Genomic DNA, 19,288 nt, shown 5'->3' on the forward strand with positions numbered 1-19,288 from the left:
TATAAGCGAAACAAACCTTCTCATAAACTCCCATAATCGGGTGCCTTTGCGAAGCTTTGTTTCGCTTTATTCTTAAATCAAATATATAAAAAATAACTTATAAAATATTAAAATGATTTTGTATTTGTACGTCAATTTTGCAAATCGAAATTATGAAAACAAAAACGCTCTAATCAGCCCCGATAGCAGTGAAAATCCTCTTGTATGGCGATAGCAAATACAAGAGATTGCAACGAATAGCGGGAGCAGACGTCATTATGAAAACAACTATTTCTGCTCCTACTAATTAAGGTAAAATCCAATTGATTTGGTCGGATAATTTTCCGGCTTTGACTTCTATTTTGTTGTTTCCTTTTTGGAGTTCTATATTTTTGAATTCGATGATTCGAATATCGGATATCAGTTTTTGGGTTATGATTATTTCTCCTTTGCTACATAAAAACCGCTTCCATAAGTAGAAAGATAGTATTTATTTGGGGTGAAATAGTCAATGGCAATATCATTGATTCGGTCAGATTGTCCGTTCCCTTTATTGATTTTGCTCCACGTTTTTCCTCCATCTTTGGATAGAAAAGCTCCTGGGTTAATCAATTCCACCTTTACATTAGCAAGGGTATTAATCAATATAATATTTGGATTATAAGGGGCAACTTCGACACGATTAACCCAAGGATAATCGAATATTTTTCTCCAAGATTTCATTTGGTCACTACTTACCCATAGACCGCCATCGTTTTCATTTGCATTTTTATATCCAGATGTGATGTACACTTTTCCGTCTTTGGCAAAATGAATATCGTTAATTCCAAATTTGCCCGCAATTTCGATAGTGGATGGAACAACAGACCAGTTGGCTCCGTTATTGGTCGAAAAATAAAGTCCGCCTTTGTCATTTTGAATGCAAGTAAATAAGGTATTCGGGTTGCTTGGGTCAAATTTAATCGTTGTCGTGTCTAGTGAAGCAGGCAAACCAGCGTTTGGTTCTGTCCATGTTTTTCCGCCGTCAATCGATTTATGGATTCCAAAACCTGTTTCGCTATCGCCCACATATTCCATGTTTTTGGCTGCTTTAGGTACACAAAAGTACATAGTGTCTGGATTGTTTGGGTCAATTATCAAACTCAATTGATGTACCGATTGGTCGCCAGAATGCGCTTTTACTTCCCAAGCAGGAATAGGAGTTCCGTATTTTACCCAAGTTTCGCCACTATCAGTAGAGCGGTACAACTCGCCACGGCCTTTTTGTCTAAAAAACAAAGCAAAGTGAATTTTGGGGTCTTTAGGGTGAATAGCATAACAACTCACCGAAATTTCATCGTCTAGTAATCGTATGCAAGTCGCTGCTTGCGCACCTGGACGTTCTGGACTCGTTTCATTATTCGTAATCCACAAACTGTTTTCGCCCGCAGAACAATAGACTTTGTTTGGCGTTAAATAGCTTTGGTAAAAGCCATGTCCGGGTAAGTTGCTATTTCCCGCACCAATATAACTCTCGGTCCCAGGAGAAGTTTGCACATCGTCAATATCTACCCAAGTATCTCCTTTGTCGTAGGACATCAAAGAAATTTTTGCCATTTGTGTATGCAATACCGTTCCATCGGCATTGAATATTCCGAAATTGGTCGATTTACGATCATAGTCATCTCGGTTTTCCCATTGGTGTAGGTATTTCAATTTGACATTGCTACCCAATGGATTTCCTCTATCTTTCCAATATTTAATATCAGGACCAGAATTCCAATTTTTTCCATTTCGAAAAGTAACGTACCAATTTTTCCCTCCATCTTTGGATCTCCACATACAGCCGGGCATAAAATTATTTCGAGCCATATTCGAAAACATGTTTACCAAATAAACATTGTTGGCATCATTTGGATCAACCTGAATTTGGCAGAAATTATGCGTGATTTTTGAGGGCATTTCTGGATATAATTTTTTAGCTTTTTCTATCGAAATACCAAAGAAATACGCCACCGCATTGTAATAGGTTTGCAGTACCGATTTATTGTTTTTGAATTGCTTTAAGTCCAGTGCTAGGTTACCATCAACGTTGGTCCAGCTTTCGCCACGATCTGTACTCTTAAAAATTCCGCCAGATTGGTCGGTGACCGTACTTCCATCGGCTTTCCAAACACGGTTGCTTAGCACATACATCGTGAGTTTGTCTGTTTTAGGGTCGTATTGTGAGCTGACGCTTCGCAAAACGGCATTATCAATTCCTTTTGATTTAAGTTCCCAGTTTTTGCCGGCATCGCTACTTTTATAAAAGCCGCTGCTGGTCGTTGCATAGAGGATATTGGAGTTTTTTGGGTCTACAGCCACTGTTTCTACTTCTGTATTTGGCTGAAGTCCACTGGTGATTAAATCCCAACTTTTTCCTTTGTTGGTACTTTTCCAGATTTTAGCTAGACTGTTTTTGTCAATTAAGTTGCCTCGAGGATTTTCTTGGCTAAATAATATGCGCCCTGTGTTTCGTAATTGTCCGGCACCCAGATACCAAATATTTTCGTTTTTTGGATCCACCGCAACACAAGCCAAAAACGCTTTTGCGAAGGTGTCAACCGTTGTTTGTTGTTTTTGCCATGACTTTCCTTTGTCATTGGTAAAGAAAATACCATTATTTTTTAAATCGGTACAAAAACCAAAGTTAGGATTCTGACGTGAAAAATCGATACTTCCTAGTTCTTGAGGACCTCTTTCTCCCGATTTTATTCCAGGACCATCTTCGTCCAAAATGGTTTCATAGGTAAAACCTTTGTTGGTTGTTCTATAAGTATTGCCCATATTCGGCGAAATATAGAGCACGTTGGAATCGGTAGGATGCCACATCGCCGATTTATTATTTCCGCTCATTCCAGGACCAAATTGTTGCCAAATGATATCGGTATCTGAGACGATATTTTTCTTTTTTAAATCACTAAAATTGATAGGATTTTTTGCTTTTATCGAAGGATAATTCTCTTGGCTTTGTGCCCAAAAAGGGAGTAATGCAAAAGTTACAGTTAAGCTAATTAATAATGGTTTCATAGTTAAGCTTGGATAGAAATTGATACTCAAAATTAGTTCTTCTGCAACAGTTGTAGTACTTCATATGGTTTTTTTTATGAAATAAGAATCGCTTTTTAATGAATTATTTAAAATAGTAATCACCGCGAATCGTTACTACCAAATTTTGAAGACGAATTACTAATCATTAAACTAAATTAAATTACAATTGAAAAATGCATAGCAAAAGAATACTCAAATAACATTTATACTTGATGAAAATGGTGAAATAGAATTTTAGGATTAAAAATCTAGTGTTGATGTGGTTGAGAATATTGCTAAAGAAAATGATATTGTCGTAAAAAGAATGGTGTTAGTATTGAAAAGAAACATTAATTTAGATTGAGAAATTTTAGAATATCTATTTTAATTGAGAATTCTAAAATTCAGTTGAATAAGCTATTTTTTCTTCTTTTGTAAGAAAGACTAGCATTTTGGAGTATTATTAGGTGACAAATGGTTTTTGTGTTTTTTAATTGTGAAATAGTGTATAATTTAGTTTTATAATAAAATTTAACCTGTACTAAAATAAAAGTATGAATTCAAATCACAACAATTTCAAAATAGCTTTAACGCTAGTAACTTCACTTTTTATAACGGGACTTTCTGCTCAAAAAGGGCCTTTTTTTGAAAAAGGAAATGATCCAAAACCTGCAACTCAAAATTGGTCATTAGTCAAAGAAATGTCCGATGAGTTTGATGGTAAAAAAATGGATGAGTCGAAATGGCAAATATCAGGTCAAGGCTGGATTGGTCGTGCTCCAGGATTATTTTTGGCTGAAAATGTAAGTATATCAGATGGGAGTCTAAAAATAATTTCTAAAATGTTGCCCGAAAAAGTGGTGAAACAAGGAAAAGAATTTACGCACAGTGGCGGTTATGTGGGGTCGAGAGTAGGAAATACGTATGGGTATTATGAGTGTGAAGTAAAAGCAAATAAAACCTTTATGTCAACAACTTTTTGGTTGATTAATGAAGGGAAAAATGTCGAAGGTTGCGATAAGAGAACTACCGAATTAGATATTTTAGAAACTGTTGGCCAAATTACTAGTCCAAAGGAATGGATGAAAAATTTTGACCAACAAATGAATTCGAACACACACAGTAGAAATATTCCTGATGGTTGCGATTATAAGAAAGCCAGTAATGGAGCAAAGGCAGCAGTCAATGGAAAGGTATATGATGATTTTCATGTGTATGGTGTTTGGTGGAAAAGTGCTGACGAGGTACAATTCTTTTTAGATGGTAAACATACTTCGACTGTAAAACCACCTGCAAATTTTGATATTGCCATGTATTTACGATTGGTAGTGGAGACCTATGACTGGAATCCAGTTCCTGAAGATGGAGGATTGAATGGCTCTTTGAAGGACAGAACGACTACGTATAACTGGGTACGCTCTTGGAAATTGGTGAATTAATAATAGAAAGCCCTAAATCATTTTAAAATTTAGGGCTTTTTTGTGCATTGTAAAAAGTGATTATTGTACTATAAAAGATTTACTTCAAAAACTTTTTACGGTATTTTGTTGGTGACATTTCATAGACTTCATTGAATTTTTTGAAGAAAAAAGGTGGCGATTCGTACCCACAGTCATAGCTAATTTGCGAAACCGATTTGTCTGAATACAATAGCATTCTACTAGCCATATTGATGCGGTATTCGTTCAAAAAAGTAAAAAAAGACCGCCCCATCATTTTGTTGAAAAAACGAGAAAACGACTGTTCAGACATGTTGACCAAGTCGGCTACTTCTTTCAAATAAATTTTACGTTCAAAACTCTTTTCGATAAAATCATGAACTCTAGTTATTCGGTTATTATGTTCATGCGGAATATCATCTACAAAACTCGCGTCAGATAAAGTAGTGTAGGGACATTTGGATAAGCGCAGCAAGAAACCTAAGAAGTTAATATACAAATCATCGCTGCTTAGTGTTAGTAAATTTTTCAATTCAGGAATGAGTTGTTCAATAGATTTTTTTTCGAAAATAATACCTTTGGAGGCAGTAGTGAGCATTTCGAATAATGTATCTAATTCGGGTACTTTTGCAAAAACGCCTTTGTTCCATTGAATGACTATCGACTGAGAAAGTACCCCATCCTGTTCCTGATTTTTCCAGCAATGTGGTAAATTGGAACGAACCAAAACCAATTCTCCCGGTTCATAAGGACCTACATAATCGCCAATAAACTTAGTTCCAAAACTAGATTCTATAAAAGTCAATTCGTGCTGTGGATGAAAATGCCATGGCACCTCAAAATTATCCTCTTGATACGTAAAAGCCGTAATTGTCTTTTGTTCCCCTAAGTGTATGGGTTCTAGAATTGGTTTCATAGGCTAGTTTTGTTGGTTTTATAGAAATAGTAAAAATCGAATTGATTCCTCTTAATGGTTGTAAAAATAGTACATAGTATTCTATATTGTCTATTAATTTTGTTATTTTTAATAATACGGACAGAATAGTTTACAAATGTGACGTTAAGCAATAGTTTATTTTCAGAGATATTGGCAATATTTGCATAGTACAATAGGACAACTGAAACTAGGTTTGAAGATATAGGAACCTTGATTTTTTCTATTCAATCTAAGATTTTAAAACGTAGTTAAGAATTTTAACAAATATAGAACACACAACTAACCCTTTTTGAAATGAAAAAAAGCGAAATATCCTGTCCGTTTTCAGAAGCAAGAACCAACAAAGGTTTTGGTGAAATGGACGATCAAAACGATCCCGTAACCATGCTTTTGCGTCATAAAGATGTACGTAAAGGAGCCCACGACTGGAAAACATTTCAATCAGGAGCGACTCCGGGACGAATTGTGATTCCGTCAGAAGTAAATATCAGGACGACACGCCAAATTCCGTTTGAAGTAGATCCACCACAACACAAAAGTTTTAGAGATATTCTAGATCCTTGGTTCAAAAGACCATTAGAGGAGGAATATCAAGCGAAACTTACAGCACAAATTAGCGCACTGGTTGAGGAAGTTTTAGCTTTGGATTCTGTAGATGTGATTAGCGAATTTGCTCTGAAATTACAATCAAGAGCGTTGACTTTGTTATTGAATACAGCTTACGACAAATCTGATTTATGGATTTCTTGGGGAACACACGTTTTCCGTAGTGAAGGAGAAGCTTTAGACGGAGACAAAGCCGCTATTTTATACGATTATATCGATGCCGAAATCGACAAAGCAATTGCCACTCCAGGACCAGATTTATATTCGGTTTTATTAGCTTCTGAAGTAGATGGTAAAAAACTAACCAAGGAAGAAGTAAAAGGAGTCATGATTTTGACGTTTGCAGGTGGGCGTGATACGGTTATTAATGCCGTTTCAAATTCGCTTGCTTATTTGGCTGATAATCCAAAATCATTAGAAAGATTGCGTGATGAGCCTGAAATCAGAAACAGAGCCATAGAAGAGTTAATTCGCTACTACGCACCTTTAACCCAAATGGGACGCGTAGTTACAGAAGACACTACCGTTTGTGAGCACGCCATCAAAGCCGATTCTCGAATTTCGCTCGTATGGGCAGCAGCTAACCGTGACGAAAAAGTATTCGAAAATGCAAACGAAGTAGTTTTAGACCGTAAAATGAATCCGCACTTGAGTTTTGGTTTTGGCACACATAACTGCCTAGGAGCCACGCATTCACGTACAATTATGAAAGTATTAGTTGAAGTGCTGACAGCCAAAGTACAAAGCATGGAAATCATCAGTGCAGAAGAAAATATTGAAGAGTTGGGCGAATTCAAACGCAAAGTTGGGTTTCATTCACTTCAAATGAAATTTAATAAAAAAATAATAATTTAACGCACTGTCAAAGTAAATTCGGGAACTTATTTTAGTAGAAAACAGGAGTTATATATATCCATTTTTGTCTGCTTACACCTGTGAAATCTGCGTGCTAATTCAAATAAATCGGTCTGAAAAAAGACCTTATAAAAAACATAATTATGGCAAAAATAACTTTTATCACCACCGATAACGAAACAATAACACTAGAAGGAACTTCAGGATCTGTAATGGCTTTGGCTGTAGATAATGGCATAAAAGGCATTGACGGAGACTGCGGAGGCGTATGTTCTTGTGCAACCTGTCACGTACACGTTTTGCCAGAGTATGTTGCAAAAACGGGTGAGGCAAGCGAAATTGAAACAGACATGCTAGAGCTAGACGATAATGCCAATGAATTCAGTCGTTTGTGTTGTCAATTGGAAATCAGTGAAGCACTTGACGGAGTCGTTTTACGTGTTGCTAAATAAATAAAAAATAAGTTTATGTCTGGAGAAACCGCTACAAAAGGAACCTGTGTAATTATTGGAGCAAGCCATGGAGGTGTGAATTGCGCAACCGCTTTACGTCGTGAAGGTTGGGAAGGCAATATCATCTTGATTGATTCAGATCCTGTAGTTCCGTATCATAAACCGCCTTTGTCCAAAGCGTATTTGACTAGTGATGATGCGATAGATAAAAATCTATTAAAGTCGCTGGAAAGTTATGAAAAAGACGCCATCGACTTGCGTTTGGGGATCAAAGTAAATTCGATTCAGCCCAAAGAAAAAACGATTACTTTGTCCGATGGAGCTACCGTTTCCTATGACAAATTAGTCATCGCTACAGGTGCTCGTCCAATCATTCCACCGATTCCAGGATTGGATACTGCTGTTCATGTTTATCCTTTACGTACCGCTCAGAACATCAGTGATATACGTTGTTTTATGAAAAGCAGTACATTAAAACGTGTTGTGGTGATTGGAGGTGGTTACATTGGATTAGAAACTGCCGCTTCGCTCAAAAAATTAGGTGCAGAAGTGGTGGTTCTCGAAAGAGAAGACCGCATCTTGGCTAGAGTAACAGCCCCCGAAATGTCCGCTTTTTTCCATGAGCTACATGCTCGCAATGGAGTAGAAGTACTTACAGGCAAAAACGTTTCGGCAATAGAAACGCATGACAGCTACAACGAAGTGATTTGCGCCGATGGTTCTCGATATCCTGCCGATATGTTAATTGTAGGTGTTGGAATTTTTGTGAACAAAGAACTGGCAGAACAAGCACAATTAACCATAGAAAATGGAATCCTAGTCAACGAAAAAGCACAAACCAGCGACGAAAACATTTATGCTATTGGCGACTGTACTTTTCATTACAACCCACATTATAAGCGTAACATTCGCTTAGAGTCGGTTCAAAATGCCGTGGACCAGTCCAAAGTGGCTGCGGCTTCCATCTGCGGAAAATCCCCAGTTTACGATAGTATTCCGTGGTTTTGGTCGGATCAATACGATGTCAAATTGCAAATGGTTGGTCTGTCACTAGGCTACAACCAAATAATCTTGCGTCACGAACCAGCCAATCCCAACAGTTTTTCGGTTTGGTATTTTCAAGATGATGTTTTGCTGTCGGTAGATGCGGTTAACAATGCCAAAGCCTACGTAATAGGAACAAAACTCATCAAAGACGGTCATACGATAGATAAAGAAAAATTAGTCGCTGTAGAAGCTTTAAAAATGGATGCTATTTTGAATCCACAGACAGATAATTTATTCTAATCATTTTACAATTTGTTAGAAGAGGAAACTAAAAAACGAATTAAAAAAAATTTGATATCTAATATTAATTCGTCTCATAATTTCTAACAGAATTTATTTAATGAACTAAAAGAGATAATTTTTTGTAAGGTAATAAGTATAAGTTTAGGGTGTATTATTTAGGAAAACGACTCATTCCCAAAGCTATAATTAAGTAGATAATTGTTTGAATACAAAAAAACCGCTTATCCCTGGGGATTAGCGGCTTCTTTTATATATAAATGGTTGTTAATAGCGTATTTGTTCTACAATGATAGTTATAATTATTGTCTCAACAAAATAATTGCCAATAAAATATTAATTTAATATTAAATCTAGATTAATAAATTAATTTGATAACTATAGTAAAGTTATTCCAGTCTTATATAATCGAATTCAATAGAAAGTTTTTTTTTAAGTAGTGAGAATCGCTAACACATTATAAGTTTTAGTGAATGTAATCCCATACAATTCATAATTAAACCACTCGTTTACTACTGAATACATTTCAAGTAGTTCATAAAATAAGTTTCTGGCTGATAAAATTTTTGATTTAGTTCTGAGGTTAATTCTTTCTTAATGACATAGTCCTCAATATTGGTCAAATATTTGACACGCATTAAGTTGATAGGTGAGTTTTTTAATTCTTCCATAGTTCCTTTTACAAACATAAATGTTCCAATGGTGACTCTATTGTCAAAACCTTTTGGATCCCGTATAAAGTTTCCACAACTTTCTTTATTCATGTGTAGTAGTGTAATGACTTTACCATTTTGTAATTGTAAGTATAACTTAGAGTTTTTATCGAAACAGTTAGCAGGTAAAAAATCTTTACTCTTTTGAATCAATTGTACATTAAGGGCAGGAAAACCATTATCAGTAACTAAAGAGAAAAAGATATATTCAGACTTACCGGCAAATATTTTTTCGGAGATTAAATATTCGTTGGTTTGCTTATAAACGCCAAGAGAATCCGATACATTGACACTATAATCACATTCTGATTGAGCAAACATAGTAACGTTTACAAATAATAATAATAAAGCGGTAATAGACTTTTTCATGATTTAGTTTAAGGTATTTTGTTGCAAATTAATACTATTTTATCATTATTCTCTACAGTTGTAAAAAAACAATAGCTAGTACCTCCTTCTTTTATTTTCCACTTCTTACGAATGTTCTCTACTGTTTCTGGGAAATTTCGAGTAGTAATATTGGTTTTTCCATTTGCAAAGGCAGCCTTCATTTCTGTTTTATTGTAGGGTAGTACTTTAACTATTTCAAAGGTACGACCTGGGAAATTAATAAGAAAATCAGAGGTATATAAATGAGAATGTTTGTGTAGCTTTACTAAATCATATTGCAGCGCCACTTCGTCAAAACCTCCCGATTTCATAATAGCACTGTTAGGCTCGTACACGTACTTTTTGGGCAACCCAAAAAGGGGTAGGTTAATATTATTACCTAAGATAAACTCAAAAGTTTCTGTTTTTTCTTTGGTAATGTTAGCTGTTTTTATTGAAATGTCACCTCCATATCCTTTGTGAATTTCCCACAACAATTCTTTGACCTCATTTTCAAGTGCAATGATATGGATTTTTTTTACATTTTTTAATTCAGTCAATGCGGAACTGATATCTAATAAAGGAGCTGTTTTTATCAGTATTTGATTCGAATGTTCGAAATAAAAATTCAAGTTTTCAGGAACATTTGGTAAACAATCCTGCAGCAAGAAGACCTTACCTTTAGCATCATTTCTACGAGAAGGATCAATATATATCCAATCCCATTTTTGTTGCAGTTGTATTAAGGTATGCTTGCTATCACCTACATGACATTGTAGGTTTGAAATTTTTAGTTGCTCTGAATTGTGCTTTACAATTTCAGAAAGTTCTGTATTGATTTCACAATGTGCAACTTGCTTTATCCTTTTGGCAAAATAGTAATCATCTACTCCAAAGCCACCAGTTAAATCAATTAAGCTTTCACCAGTGATTAAGGTAGATTTGTACAGAGCCGTTTTTTCCGAAGAGGTTTGTTCTACTGAAACCTTGGAAGGATAAATAATATTTGGCGTTGCAAACCAAGTGGGTAATTTCTCCTTTGCCTTGATTTTTGCTTCGATCTGTTTTAAAATTTCAATCCATGCTACTGTTGGAAATGGATTTTTTTGTAAAGCCAATTTGGATACTGATATGCCAATGTTTTTATGGATAAAATCCTGAATTGAAGGGGTTAAAATAGGGGAGTCCAAATCTAAATATTTTCGGTTAAAACAGATACGATTTTATTTTCGGGAAAAAATTCTTTCAATACAACTTTTACCATGGTGTAAATCGGAATCGCTACAACCATCCCAAAAACACCAAAAGTAATTCCACTAATTAAGATCACCAAGAAAATTTCTAATGGGTGTGACTTGACACTTTTTGAAAAAATGATCGGTTGATTGATATTATTATCAATGACTTGTACCAACATAAATCCAATTACAACATAGATTGTAGTAGGAAGTACTTCGGTTCTAAAATCACTACCAATACCGCCAATTAATGTTAGTATAGCAGCGAGAACGGTTCCAATGATGGGTCCAATATATGGAATAATATTTAGCAAAGCACATAGAAATGCAATGACAAAAGCATTTTCAGATTTGAATACAATCAATACAATGAAGTAAAGAATAAATACGGCTGTTAGCTGAATCAGCAATCCTACAAAATATCGGGTTAAGAGTTCGTTTATTTTTTCGATAGAATTCAGAATTTTTTCTTCACTTTCATCGGGTAAAATCAATTTTGCTTTTTTCTTAAAAAGCAATTGGTCTTTCAAAAAGAAAAAAGTAATAAAAAATACAGAAGCTATTCCCATTCCAAAACCAGCTATTAGGTTTAAGATCGAATTGATGAAATCAGTAAAATAGTTGTAATTTATTTTGGAAGACAAATTGGACTCCTTTAATATTTCCTGTAAATTGATGTGATTCAGGTTGAAGTAGGTCTCTATATTATTTTCGATAACAAGAAATTGCGTTTGTAGTTGGTTGGTATCTAGTAAGGATAAGTTTTTTGCTTGTGAAATGATTAAGGGTACAAAAAGTAAAACAAACCCAATGAGTAGAGATATAAACAGTACTAGTGTTGCGACCGTTGCCATGGTATTGTTGAATTTTAGTCTTTTTTTCAAGAAAGAGATAAAAGGACTAGCGATCAAACAAAGAATCAATGAAATAACGAGGTATAATATCACGGTCTGTATTTGGTACAAAAAAAACAGTAATAAGCAAATGACAATTATGAAAGCAATAGCTCTTAAAATTCCGTTGGCAATGATTTTTGAAGTAATCATAAAAGTAGCTGGTGTTAGGTTGGTAGTAGGGATTTTAACTCCTAATTTGCTCTTAATTATTAAAAATATAATGAATGATATTAGCTCCCATTTTCAATGCTTTTTCACGCACAGATAAGGGGTCGTTGTTTACTTCGGCATTTTCCCATCCATCACCCAAATCACATTCATAGGTGTATAGCAAGACCAATCTATTTTTAACAAATATTCCAAAGGCTTGTGGGCGCTTGCCGTCATGCTCATGAATTTTTGGTAAACCATTTGGAAAAGAGTAAGGCTGTTGGAAAATGGCATGGGCTGCAGGAATTTCTACCAAAGCAGTGTTGGGGAAAAGTTTTTTAATTTCTTTTCGAATGTATTGATCTAGACCATAATTATCGTCAATATGCAAAAAGCCACCAGAGTTAAGGTAGTTCTGAAGGTTTTTTACCTCAGAATCATTAAAAACTACATTTCCGTGTCCTGTAAGGTGTACAAATGGATATGTAAACAAACTCAGGCTTCCAGGTTCTACTGTGGCTGGCTTAAGCTTTAAAGTCGTATTGATGTTGATGTTGCAAAACTGAATCAAATTGGGTAGTGACGTTGGATTTGCGTACCAATCGCCACCACCATTGTATTTTAATAGCGCTATTTCCTGAGCAAATATGTTCAGGGAAAGGAAAAGAAAAATAAAACATATTTTTTTCATTTTACAACACTATATTAAAGTAGGGATTACTTTTCGTTAAAAAAAGCTACACTATGACAAGCCACCATAGCAGCCGTTTCTGTGCGTAATCGTGTAACACCCAATGAAACTGCTTGATAGTTATTATCTAAGGCCAATTGAATTTCTTTTTCAGAAAAATCTCCTTCTGGTCCAATTAATAAGGTAATATTTTCAGCTGGTTTTAAAACCGATTTAAGCGTTTTTTTATCTGTTTCTTCACAATGTGCAATAAGGTGAAGCCCATTTTTATGTTCTTGTGCAACAAATTCCTTGTAGGTTATAGCAGCATTTAGTTTTGGTAAATACAGTTCATTTGATTGTTTCAAGGCAGAGAGAATAATTTTCTCATAACGATCTTGATTGATGACCTTTCGTTCTGAACGATCACAAAGAATTGGAGTGATTTCATGAATACCAATTTCGGTTGCTTTTTCCAAAAACCATTCAAAACGATCGTTCATTTTGGTAGGAGCTACAGCCAGATGCAAATGATATGGAGAAGGTGTTTTCTTGGTAAAAGAAACAATCTCTACGGTACATTTGTTATCCGAAGCCAAAGTGATTTTTGTTTCGAATAATAGTCCTTGACCATTGGTAACGTGCAGGATATCACCATCGCGTTTGCGAAGTACTTTTATGATGTGTCGGCTTTCTTCTTTATCAAAAGAGAAGTTTTCGGTAGATTCGACTAGGTCACTATTGTAAAATAATTGCATAATTTAAAATTGTATTCGTGCTTTAGAAACCACTGTTTCGGTTTCAAATTTTTTGGATAAAAACTTTTGATAACCTACAATTCCAATCATTGCAGCATTATCGGTGGTGTATTCAAATTTTGGAATAAAGGTTTTCCAACCGTATTTTTGTTCGCCCTCTTTCAAGGTTTTTCTAATACCAGAATTGGCAGATACACCGCCACCAATTGCGATTTGAGTGATTCCTGTTTCTTTGACGGCTAGTTTTAGCTTGTCCATCAATATTTCAATTATAGTATGTTGAATAGACGCGCAAATATCATTCATATTTTCGACAACAAAATTTTCATCCTCGATTTTTTTCTTCTGAACAAAGTATAAGATCGCCGTTTTAAGACCAGAAAAACTAAAATCCAATCCCGCTACCTTTGGTTTAGTGAATTTAAAGGCAAGCGGATTTCCTAATTGTGCATTTTTATCGACCAATGGACCACCAGGATAAGGTAAGCCTAAAATTTTGGCCGATTTGTCAAATGCTTCACCAACAGCATCATCGGTTGTTTGTCCTATAATTGTCATGTCAAAAAAACCATTGACTTTTACAATCTGTGTATGTCCACCACTTATGGTCAAAGCCAAAAATGGAAATTCAGGTTTATCGTATCCTTCTTCGTCTATAAAGTGTGCCAAAATATGGGCGTGCATGTGATTGACTGCTATCAATGGAATGGACAAAGCCATGGCCATTGATTTGGAAAAAGAACTCCCCACCAAGAGTGATCCCATCAATCCAGGCCCTTGGGTGAAAGCAATAGCGCTCAATTGTTCTTTTTTGATATTGGCTTTTTTCAAAGCGGCATCAATTACGGGTACAATATTTTGTTGATGTGCTCTTGAAGCTAGTTCGGGAACAACACCTCCATATTGCGAGTGAATTTGCTGGTTGGCCACAACATTTGACAACACTTTGTCGTTTTGTAAGACTGCTGCAGCCGTGTCATCGCAAGAACTTTCGATAGCAAGAATAAAAACCTCAGGATTTTGCATAAAAAGGCACAAATTTTGAATTATATTTGACGAACCGAAAATTAAATTATTTAATTTTGCGGCGCAGCCAAAATTAAAGAATTTTTGTGAAAGGACAGACGCTTTGGGTCTGCAATATCCTTTTTTTAGAAAAAAATAAAAAATAAGAAAATTAAAAAGTTTATTAAAATACTTTCAGGCTTTCTCATTGGATTAATAATCCTTTTGTTATTGCTTGCAATTGTACTTTCGACCTCCTTTGTACAAACAAAAATTGCACAATATGTAACCCAGACTTTAAATAAAGATTTTGGTGTAGATATTTCGATGTCAAAAGCCAAAATAAATGTCTTTGGCGGCGTTAAACTGAATGATGTTTTAATACGAGATCATCACAAAGATACTTTAATCTATAGTCAGATTGTAAATACCAATATTTTAGATTTAAATAAATTAGTAAAGGGTGATTTAATTTTTGGAGGCATTCGACTAGAAAATCTTTTGTTTAATTTAAAAACTTATAAAGGAGAGAAAGATACAAACATAGACGTTTTTATAAAATCTTTTGATAACGGTAAACCTTCTACAGGTAAGCATACATTGTTTACAACCACAGATGCAGAGATTGTAAATAGTCATTTCGTTTTGACTGATGAAAATAGAGTGGTGCCCAAAGATGTCGATTTTACCAAATTAAATGCTAAATTGGTTGACTTTAAGTTGTATGGGGCTAATGTAAATACGATCATCAGAAAAATGTCTTTTCAAGACTACCGCGGACTGTATGTGTCTGAGTTGAATACTACTTTTAGTTATACCAAAAAACAAATTGTACTTAAAAATTTAGATATAAAAACCAAAGAGTCTAAGATTAAGGCCGATTTGACTTTGAGTTATAAAATCACAGATTTTGCTGATTTCAATAATAAAGTAAAATTTGAAGGTATTATTTATCCTTCCTTACTTTCTTCGAATGATATTCGACCATTTTACAAAGATTTGGGTAAAAACCTTATTTTTAATTTGGGTACTACAATAGAAGGAACGTTAAATGATTTGAGTTTAAATAACTTGAGTTTATATGATTCCAAGAATACAAAATTGTTTGGGGCAATCAATTTCAAAAATATTTGGGGCAATAAACAGCAGCGCTTTTTAATGGATGCTAATCTTAGTAAATTGTCTGCAAATTATGATAATTTGGTACAATTGATTCCAAATGTTCTCGGGAAAAAGCTTCCAATTGAATTAAAAAGAGTCGGGAATTTTGTAATAAATGGAAATATTCAATGGAGTGCTACATATCTAGATGCAGATTTCTCTATGATCACAGAAATAGGAAAAGTACAATCGGACTTATCGATTAATCAAATTGATTTTATAGATAAAGCGTCATATAATGGAAACATAATGACTCAAGATTTTGATATGGGAATTTTACTTGGTGAAAAAAGTTTAGGTAAAGTAACCATGGATGTTGAGATCGAAGGTGTTGGTTTTACAGAAAAATATCTAGATACTGGTGTAAAAGGGGTTATCTCAAGTATAAACTATAATGATTATAATTATAAAAATGTTTCCCTTAATGGAAACTTCAAGCCTCCTTATTATAGAGGGAAGGTAAATATTGACGATCCAAATCTAAATATGGATTTTGATGGTTTGGTTGATTTAAGTAAAAAAGATAGTAAGTATGATTTTCATATAAATGTTAGAAACGCTGATTTTCATAAATTAAAACTTGTGGATGATTTGAAATCCAATTTCAGAGGAGATGTTGTGGTTCAAGTGGATGGAAATACAATTGAAAATTTACAAGGAAATATTTATATCAAGAATACCTCTTATCAAAACGATAAGGATACCTATGTGTTTGATGATTTTACTATCAATTCAAGTTTTGACGAAGAGAAAATAAGAACTATAACCTTAAATTCTCCGGATATTGTACAAGGTGAAGTAGTGGGTAAATTTAAATTTAAAGAACTAGGGATTTTGGTAAGGAATTCACTTGGGAGTTTGTATGCAAATTTCAAACCTGAACAAGTAGATAAAGGACAGTTTTTGAAATTTGATTTCACGATTTATAATAAAATTATAGAAATATTTTATCCAGAGATATCCATAGGAACCAATACTATTTTAAAAGGAAATATTAAGTCGGATACAAATGACTTTAAATTAAATTTTAAATCTCCTCAAATTGTTGCTTCTACTACTACATTTGACAATATAAAAGTTGCTATTGATAATAAAAATCCTTTGTACAATGCTTATATAGAGTTGGATAGTATAAAGACAAAACATTATAAAATTCGTGACTTTAGTTTGATTAACGTTACCGTGAAAGATACGTTATTTTTTAGATCAGAATTTAAAGGAGGTTCAAAAGGAGAGGATTATTTTAATCTGAATTTATATCATACTATTAATAAGGAGAATGAAAATGTAGTTGGTATTAGTAAGTCAGAATTAAAATTCAAAGATAATTTATGGTTTTTGAATGAAAAAGAAACTCCAGATAACCAGATTGTATTTGATAAATTATTAAAGAATTTTAATATTGATGATATTGTTTTATCCCATCAAGGACAAGAAATAGCTTTGAGAGGAAGTATAGGTGGTACAACAAATAAAGATTTAAATTTAACATTCAAAGATGTTGATTTGTATAAGGTTACGCCTGCAGACGATAAGTTTGAATTTAATGGAAAATTAAATGGAGCTATCAATTTTATGCAAAATAATGCCATTTATAAGCCAACCGCCTCTTTGATGGTTAAAGAGCTAAATATTAATAAAACAGATTTGGGGGATCTGAAGTTTGATATTGAAGGCGATCAAAATTTAGAGAAATTTTTGGTCAACTCTTTTTTAGAAAATAAAAATTTAGAATCATTGAATGCTAAGGGGAGCTTTACAATTATTGATAAAGAAGCAGCTCTAGACTTAGACTTGAAATTGGATAAATTTAATTTAGGATTATTCAATCCATTAGGTGGAGAAGTTTTGTCTAATATTCGTGGTTTCGTGACTGGAAACTCACATGTTGGAGGAACGGTAAATGAACCTAAAATAAGTGGACGACTTTTTGTTGATGAAGCAGGAATGACTGTTCCATATTTAAATGTGGACTATGTTTTAGGTGAAGGTTCTATTATAGATTTATTGGATGAGAAATTTTTATTTCGAAATAATAGTTTGACCGATTCAAAATTTGGTACCAAAGGAATACTCCGTGGTAGTATCGAGCATACCAAGTTTATGGATTGGAAATTAGATTTAGATATCAGCTCCAAGCGACTATTAGTGTTGAATACCGTAGATAGTGATGATGCAGCCTATTATGGTACAGCTTACATCGATGGTAACGCATCGATAACTGGACCTACAAATGGTTTGTTTATAAAGGTACAAGCAAAGTCAGAGAAGGGCTCTGCTTTAAAAATTCCTATCAATCAAGCGGAAAGTGTTGGTGAAAATAGTTTACTCCATTTTATTACAGCCAAAGAAAAAAGTAATATTAAAAAAGGGATCGTTGATAATACTAGGAATTACAAAGGATTAGAGTTAGAGTTTGATTTAGATATTACTCCAGATGCAGAAGTAGAAGTAATTTTGGATCGAAATTCAGGTCATGGAATGAAAGGAAAAGGGTTTGGATCTTTATTATTTAAAATAAATACATTAGGTAAGTTTAATATGTGGGGTGACTTTCAAGCCTACGAAGGATCTTATAATTTTAAATACGGGGGATTAATTGATAAGAAATTTGATGTTAGAAAAGGGGGGTCTATTTCATGGGAAGGTAATCCAATGCGTGCTCAATTGAATTTGGAAGCAGTTTACAAAACCATAGCAAACCCTGCAGTACTATTAGAGAATTCCTCTTTTAATCGAAAGGTACCAGTAAATGTGGTAATAGGAATTAAAGGAGATTTAAGCAGTCCAGAGCCTGATTTTAATATCGAATTCCCTACAGTTAGTAATGTCTTGAAATCTGAAATTCAATATAAATTATATGACAAAGATGTAAGGCAGACTCAAGCATTGTATTTGTTGTCTTCTGGAGGTTTCCTAAGCTCTGAGGGAGTCAGTCAGTCTGATTTTTCTGGAAGTTTGTTTGAAACAGCATCGAGTTTATTGGGAGGTATTATCAAAAGTGATAATGATAAATTCAAAGTAGGATTTCTTTATACAGCTGCAGATAAACGATTGGGTAAAGAAACAGATGGTAGGGTAGTGGCGACTATTTCATCCAAAATAAACGAACGATTTACAATTAATGGAAAGGTTGGGGTGCCTTTTGGAGGTATTAACGAGTCAGCAGTTGTTGGGGATTTAGAAGTGCAATATCGAGTTAACGAAGATGGAACATTGAGTTTAAGATTGTTTAATCGTGAAAATGATGTGAATTATATTGGTCAAGGTATTGGTTATACACAAGGAGTAGGGTTAACGTACGAGGTAGATTTTGACACTTTTAAGCAATTAGTCGATAAAATATTTAACAGTCAAAAGACGAAGAAATCCATTCAATATATTGATCAATTTCAAGATTCTAATTTGGCGCCTGAGTACATGAATTTTACAAAACCAAAGGAACCAAAAGCAACAGAAATAAAACCCAATAGAGAAGGAGTGATTCCAGATGAAGAATAAATTTTTAAATAAGAATGAGTGTCCTGTATAATAAATTTACTTTTATTGATTGATGTTGTTTTGATTAATTGTTAATTTTTTTTGATAATTCTATTTTTTAGTTAATAAAATTCATTTTTATTCTATTTTTCGAAAACTTATTAACGAAAACGTTTGAATTTGTTGACTTTGAGTAAATTAGCTTTTGGGTAAAGTGGAAAAGTGATATTTGTTTCTTAAATTTA

At 34.0% G+C, this 19,288-nt stretch carries 13 protein-coding genes; 5 read left to right on the top strand and 8 right to left on the bottom strand.

The window, feature by feature from the left end; translation table 11 throughout:
- Nucleotides 1-417: 417 nt before the first annotated feature.
- Entirely contained in the window at nucleotides 418-3,027 is a 2,610-nt protein-coding gene (locus M2326_RS11015) for a WD40/YVTN/BNR-like repeat-containing protein (RefSeq protein ID WP_264619613.1), read from the bottom strand.
- 554 nt (nucleotides 3,028-3,581) lie between these two features.
- On the opposite strand from M2326_RS11015, the gene M2326_RS11020 reads away from it, so the two are divergent.
- Nucleotides 3,582-4,466, top strand: coding sequence for a family 16 glycosylhydrolase (locus M2326_RS11020; RefSeq protein WP_264619614.1), 885 nt, complete (start codon nucleotides 3,582-3,584; stop codon nucleotides 4,464-4,466).
- A gap of 79 nt (nucleotides 4,467-4,545) precedes the next feature.
- On the opposite strand, the gene M2326_RS11025 is transcribed toward M2326_RS11020, so the two are convergent.
- On the bottom strand, nucleotides 4,546-5,382 hold the full coding sequence (locus tag M2326_RS11025) for an AraC family transcriptional regulator (protein WP_264619615.1): 837 nt from the start codon (nucleotides 5,380-5,382) through the stop codon (nucleotides 4,546-4,548).
- 315 nt (nucleotides 5,383-5,697) lie between these two features.
- On the opposite strand from M2326_RS11025, the gene M2326_RS11030 reads away from it, so the two are divergent.
- The 3 genes from M2326_RS11030 (at nucleotide 5,698) to M2326_RS11040 (ending at nucleotide 8,603) form a co-directional block, all read left to right on the top strand.
- Nucleotides 5,698-6,864 (top strand): cytochrome P450, encoded by a 1,167-nt coding sequence (locus tag M2326_RS11030; protein WP_264619616.1) that lies wholly within the window; start codon nucleotides 5,698-5,700, stop codon nucleotides 6,862-6,864.
- A gap of 143 nt (nucleotides 6,865-7,007) precedes the next feature.
- Complete coding sequence (locus tag M2326_RS11035) at nucleotides 7,008-7,316, top strand: 2Fe-2S iron-sulfur cluster-binding protein (protein ID WP_264619617.1); 309 nt, start codon at nucleotides 7,008-7,010, stop codon at nucleotides 7,314-7,316.
- 15 nt (nucleotides 7,317-7,331) lie between these two features.
- On the top strand, nucleotides 7,332-8,603 hold the full coding sequence (locus tag M2326_RS11040) for an NAD(P)/FAD-dependent oxidoreductase (RefSeq protein ID WP_264619618.1): 1,272 nt from the start codon (nucleotides 7,332-7,334) through the stop codon (nucleotides 8,601-8,603).
- Nucleotides 8,604-9,115: 512 nt separating this feature from the next.
- Here M2326_RS11040 and M2326_RS11045 read toward each other — a convergent pair.
- Genes M2326_RS11045 through tsaD form a run of 6 tightly spaced genes read right to left on the bottom strand, consistent with a single transcriptional unit; the run spans nucleotide 9,116 to nucleotide 14,423 of the window.
- Nucleotides 9,116-9,685 carry a hypothetical protein gene (locus M2326_RS11045; protein WP_264619619.1) on the bottom strand — a complete coding sequence of 190 codons (570 nt, stop codon included), beginning with the start codon at nucleotides 9,683-9,685 and terminating at the stop codon, nucleotides 9,116-9,118.
- A gap of 8 nt (nucleotides 9,686-9,693) precedes the next feature.
- Nucleotides 9,694-10,875 carry a THUMP-like domain-containing protein gene (locus tag M2326_RS11050; protein ID WP_264619620.1) on the bottom strand — a complete coding sequence of 394 codons (1,182 nt, stop codon included), beginning with the start codon at nucleotides 10,873-10,875 and terminating at the stop codon, nucleotides 9,694-9,696.
- A 2-nt stretch (nucleotides 10,876-10,877) separates the two neighbouring features.
- Entirely contained in the window at nucleotides 10,878-11,969 is a 1,092-nt protein-coding gene (locus tag M2326_RS11055; protein WP_264619621.1) for an AI-2E family transporter, read from the bottom strand.
- Nucleotides 11,970-12,021: 52 nt separating this feature from the next.
- Nucleotides 12,022-12,660, bottom strand: a complete 639-nt coding sequence (locus M2326_RS11060; protein ID WP_264619622.1) for a DUF4159 domain-containing protein — start codon at nucleotides 12,658-12,660, stop codon at nucleotides 12,022-12,024.
- A 26-nt stretch (nucleotides 12,661-12,686) separates the two neighbouring features.
- Nucleotides 12,687-13,397 (bottom strand): 16S rRNA (uracil(1498)-N(3))-methyltransferase, encoded by a 711-nt coding sequence (locus tag M2326_RS11065; RefSeq protein ID WP_264619623.1) that lies wholly within the window; start codon nucleotides 13,395-13,397, stop codon nucleotides 12,687-12,689.
- 3 nt (nucleotides 13,398-13,400) lie between these two features.
- Nucleotides 13,401-14,423 (bottom strand): tRNA (adenosine(37)-N6)-threonylcarbamoyltransferase complex transferase subunit TsaD, encoded by a 1,023-nt coding sequence (gene tsaD, locus M2326_RS11070; RefSeq protein WP_264619624.1) that lies wholly within the window; start codon nucleotides 14,421-14,423, stop codon nucleotides 13,401-13,403.
- 210 nt (nucleotides 14,424-14,633) lie between these two features.
- Here tsaD and M2326_RS11075 point away from each other — a divergent pair, with 210 nt between their 5' ends.
- Complete coding sequence (locus tag M2326_RS11075) at nucleotides 14,634-19,064, top strand: translocation/assembly module TamB domain-containing protein (RefSeq protein ID WP_319800842.1); 4,431 nt, start codon at nucleotides 14,634-14,636, stop codon at nucleotides 19,062-19,064.
- Nucleotides 19,065-19,288 lie beyond the last annotated feature (224 nt).

The organism is Flavobacterium psychraerolatum (assembly GCF_025960985.1).
Classification (GTDB): Bacteria; Bacteroidota; Bacteroidia; order Flavobacteriales; family Flavobacteriaceae; genus Flavobacterium.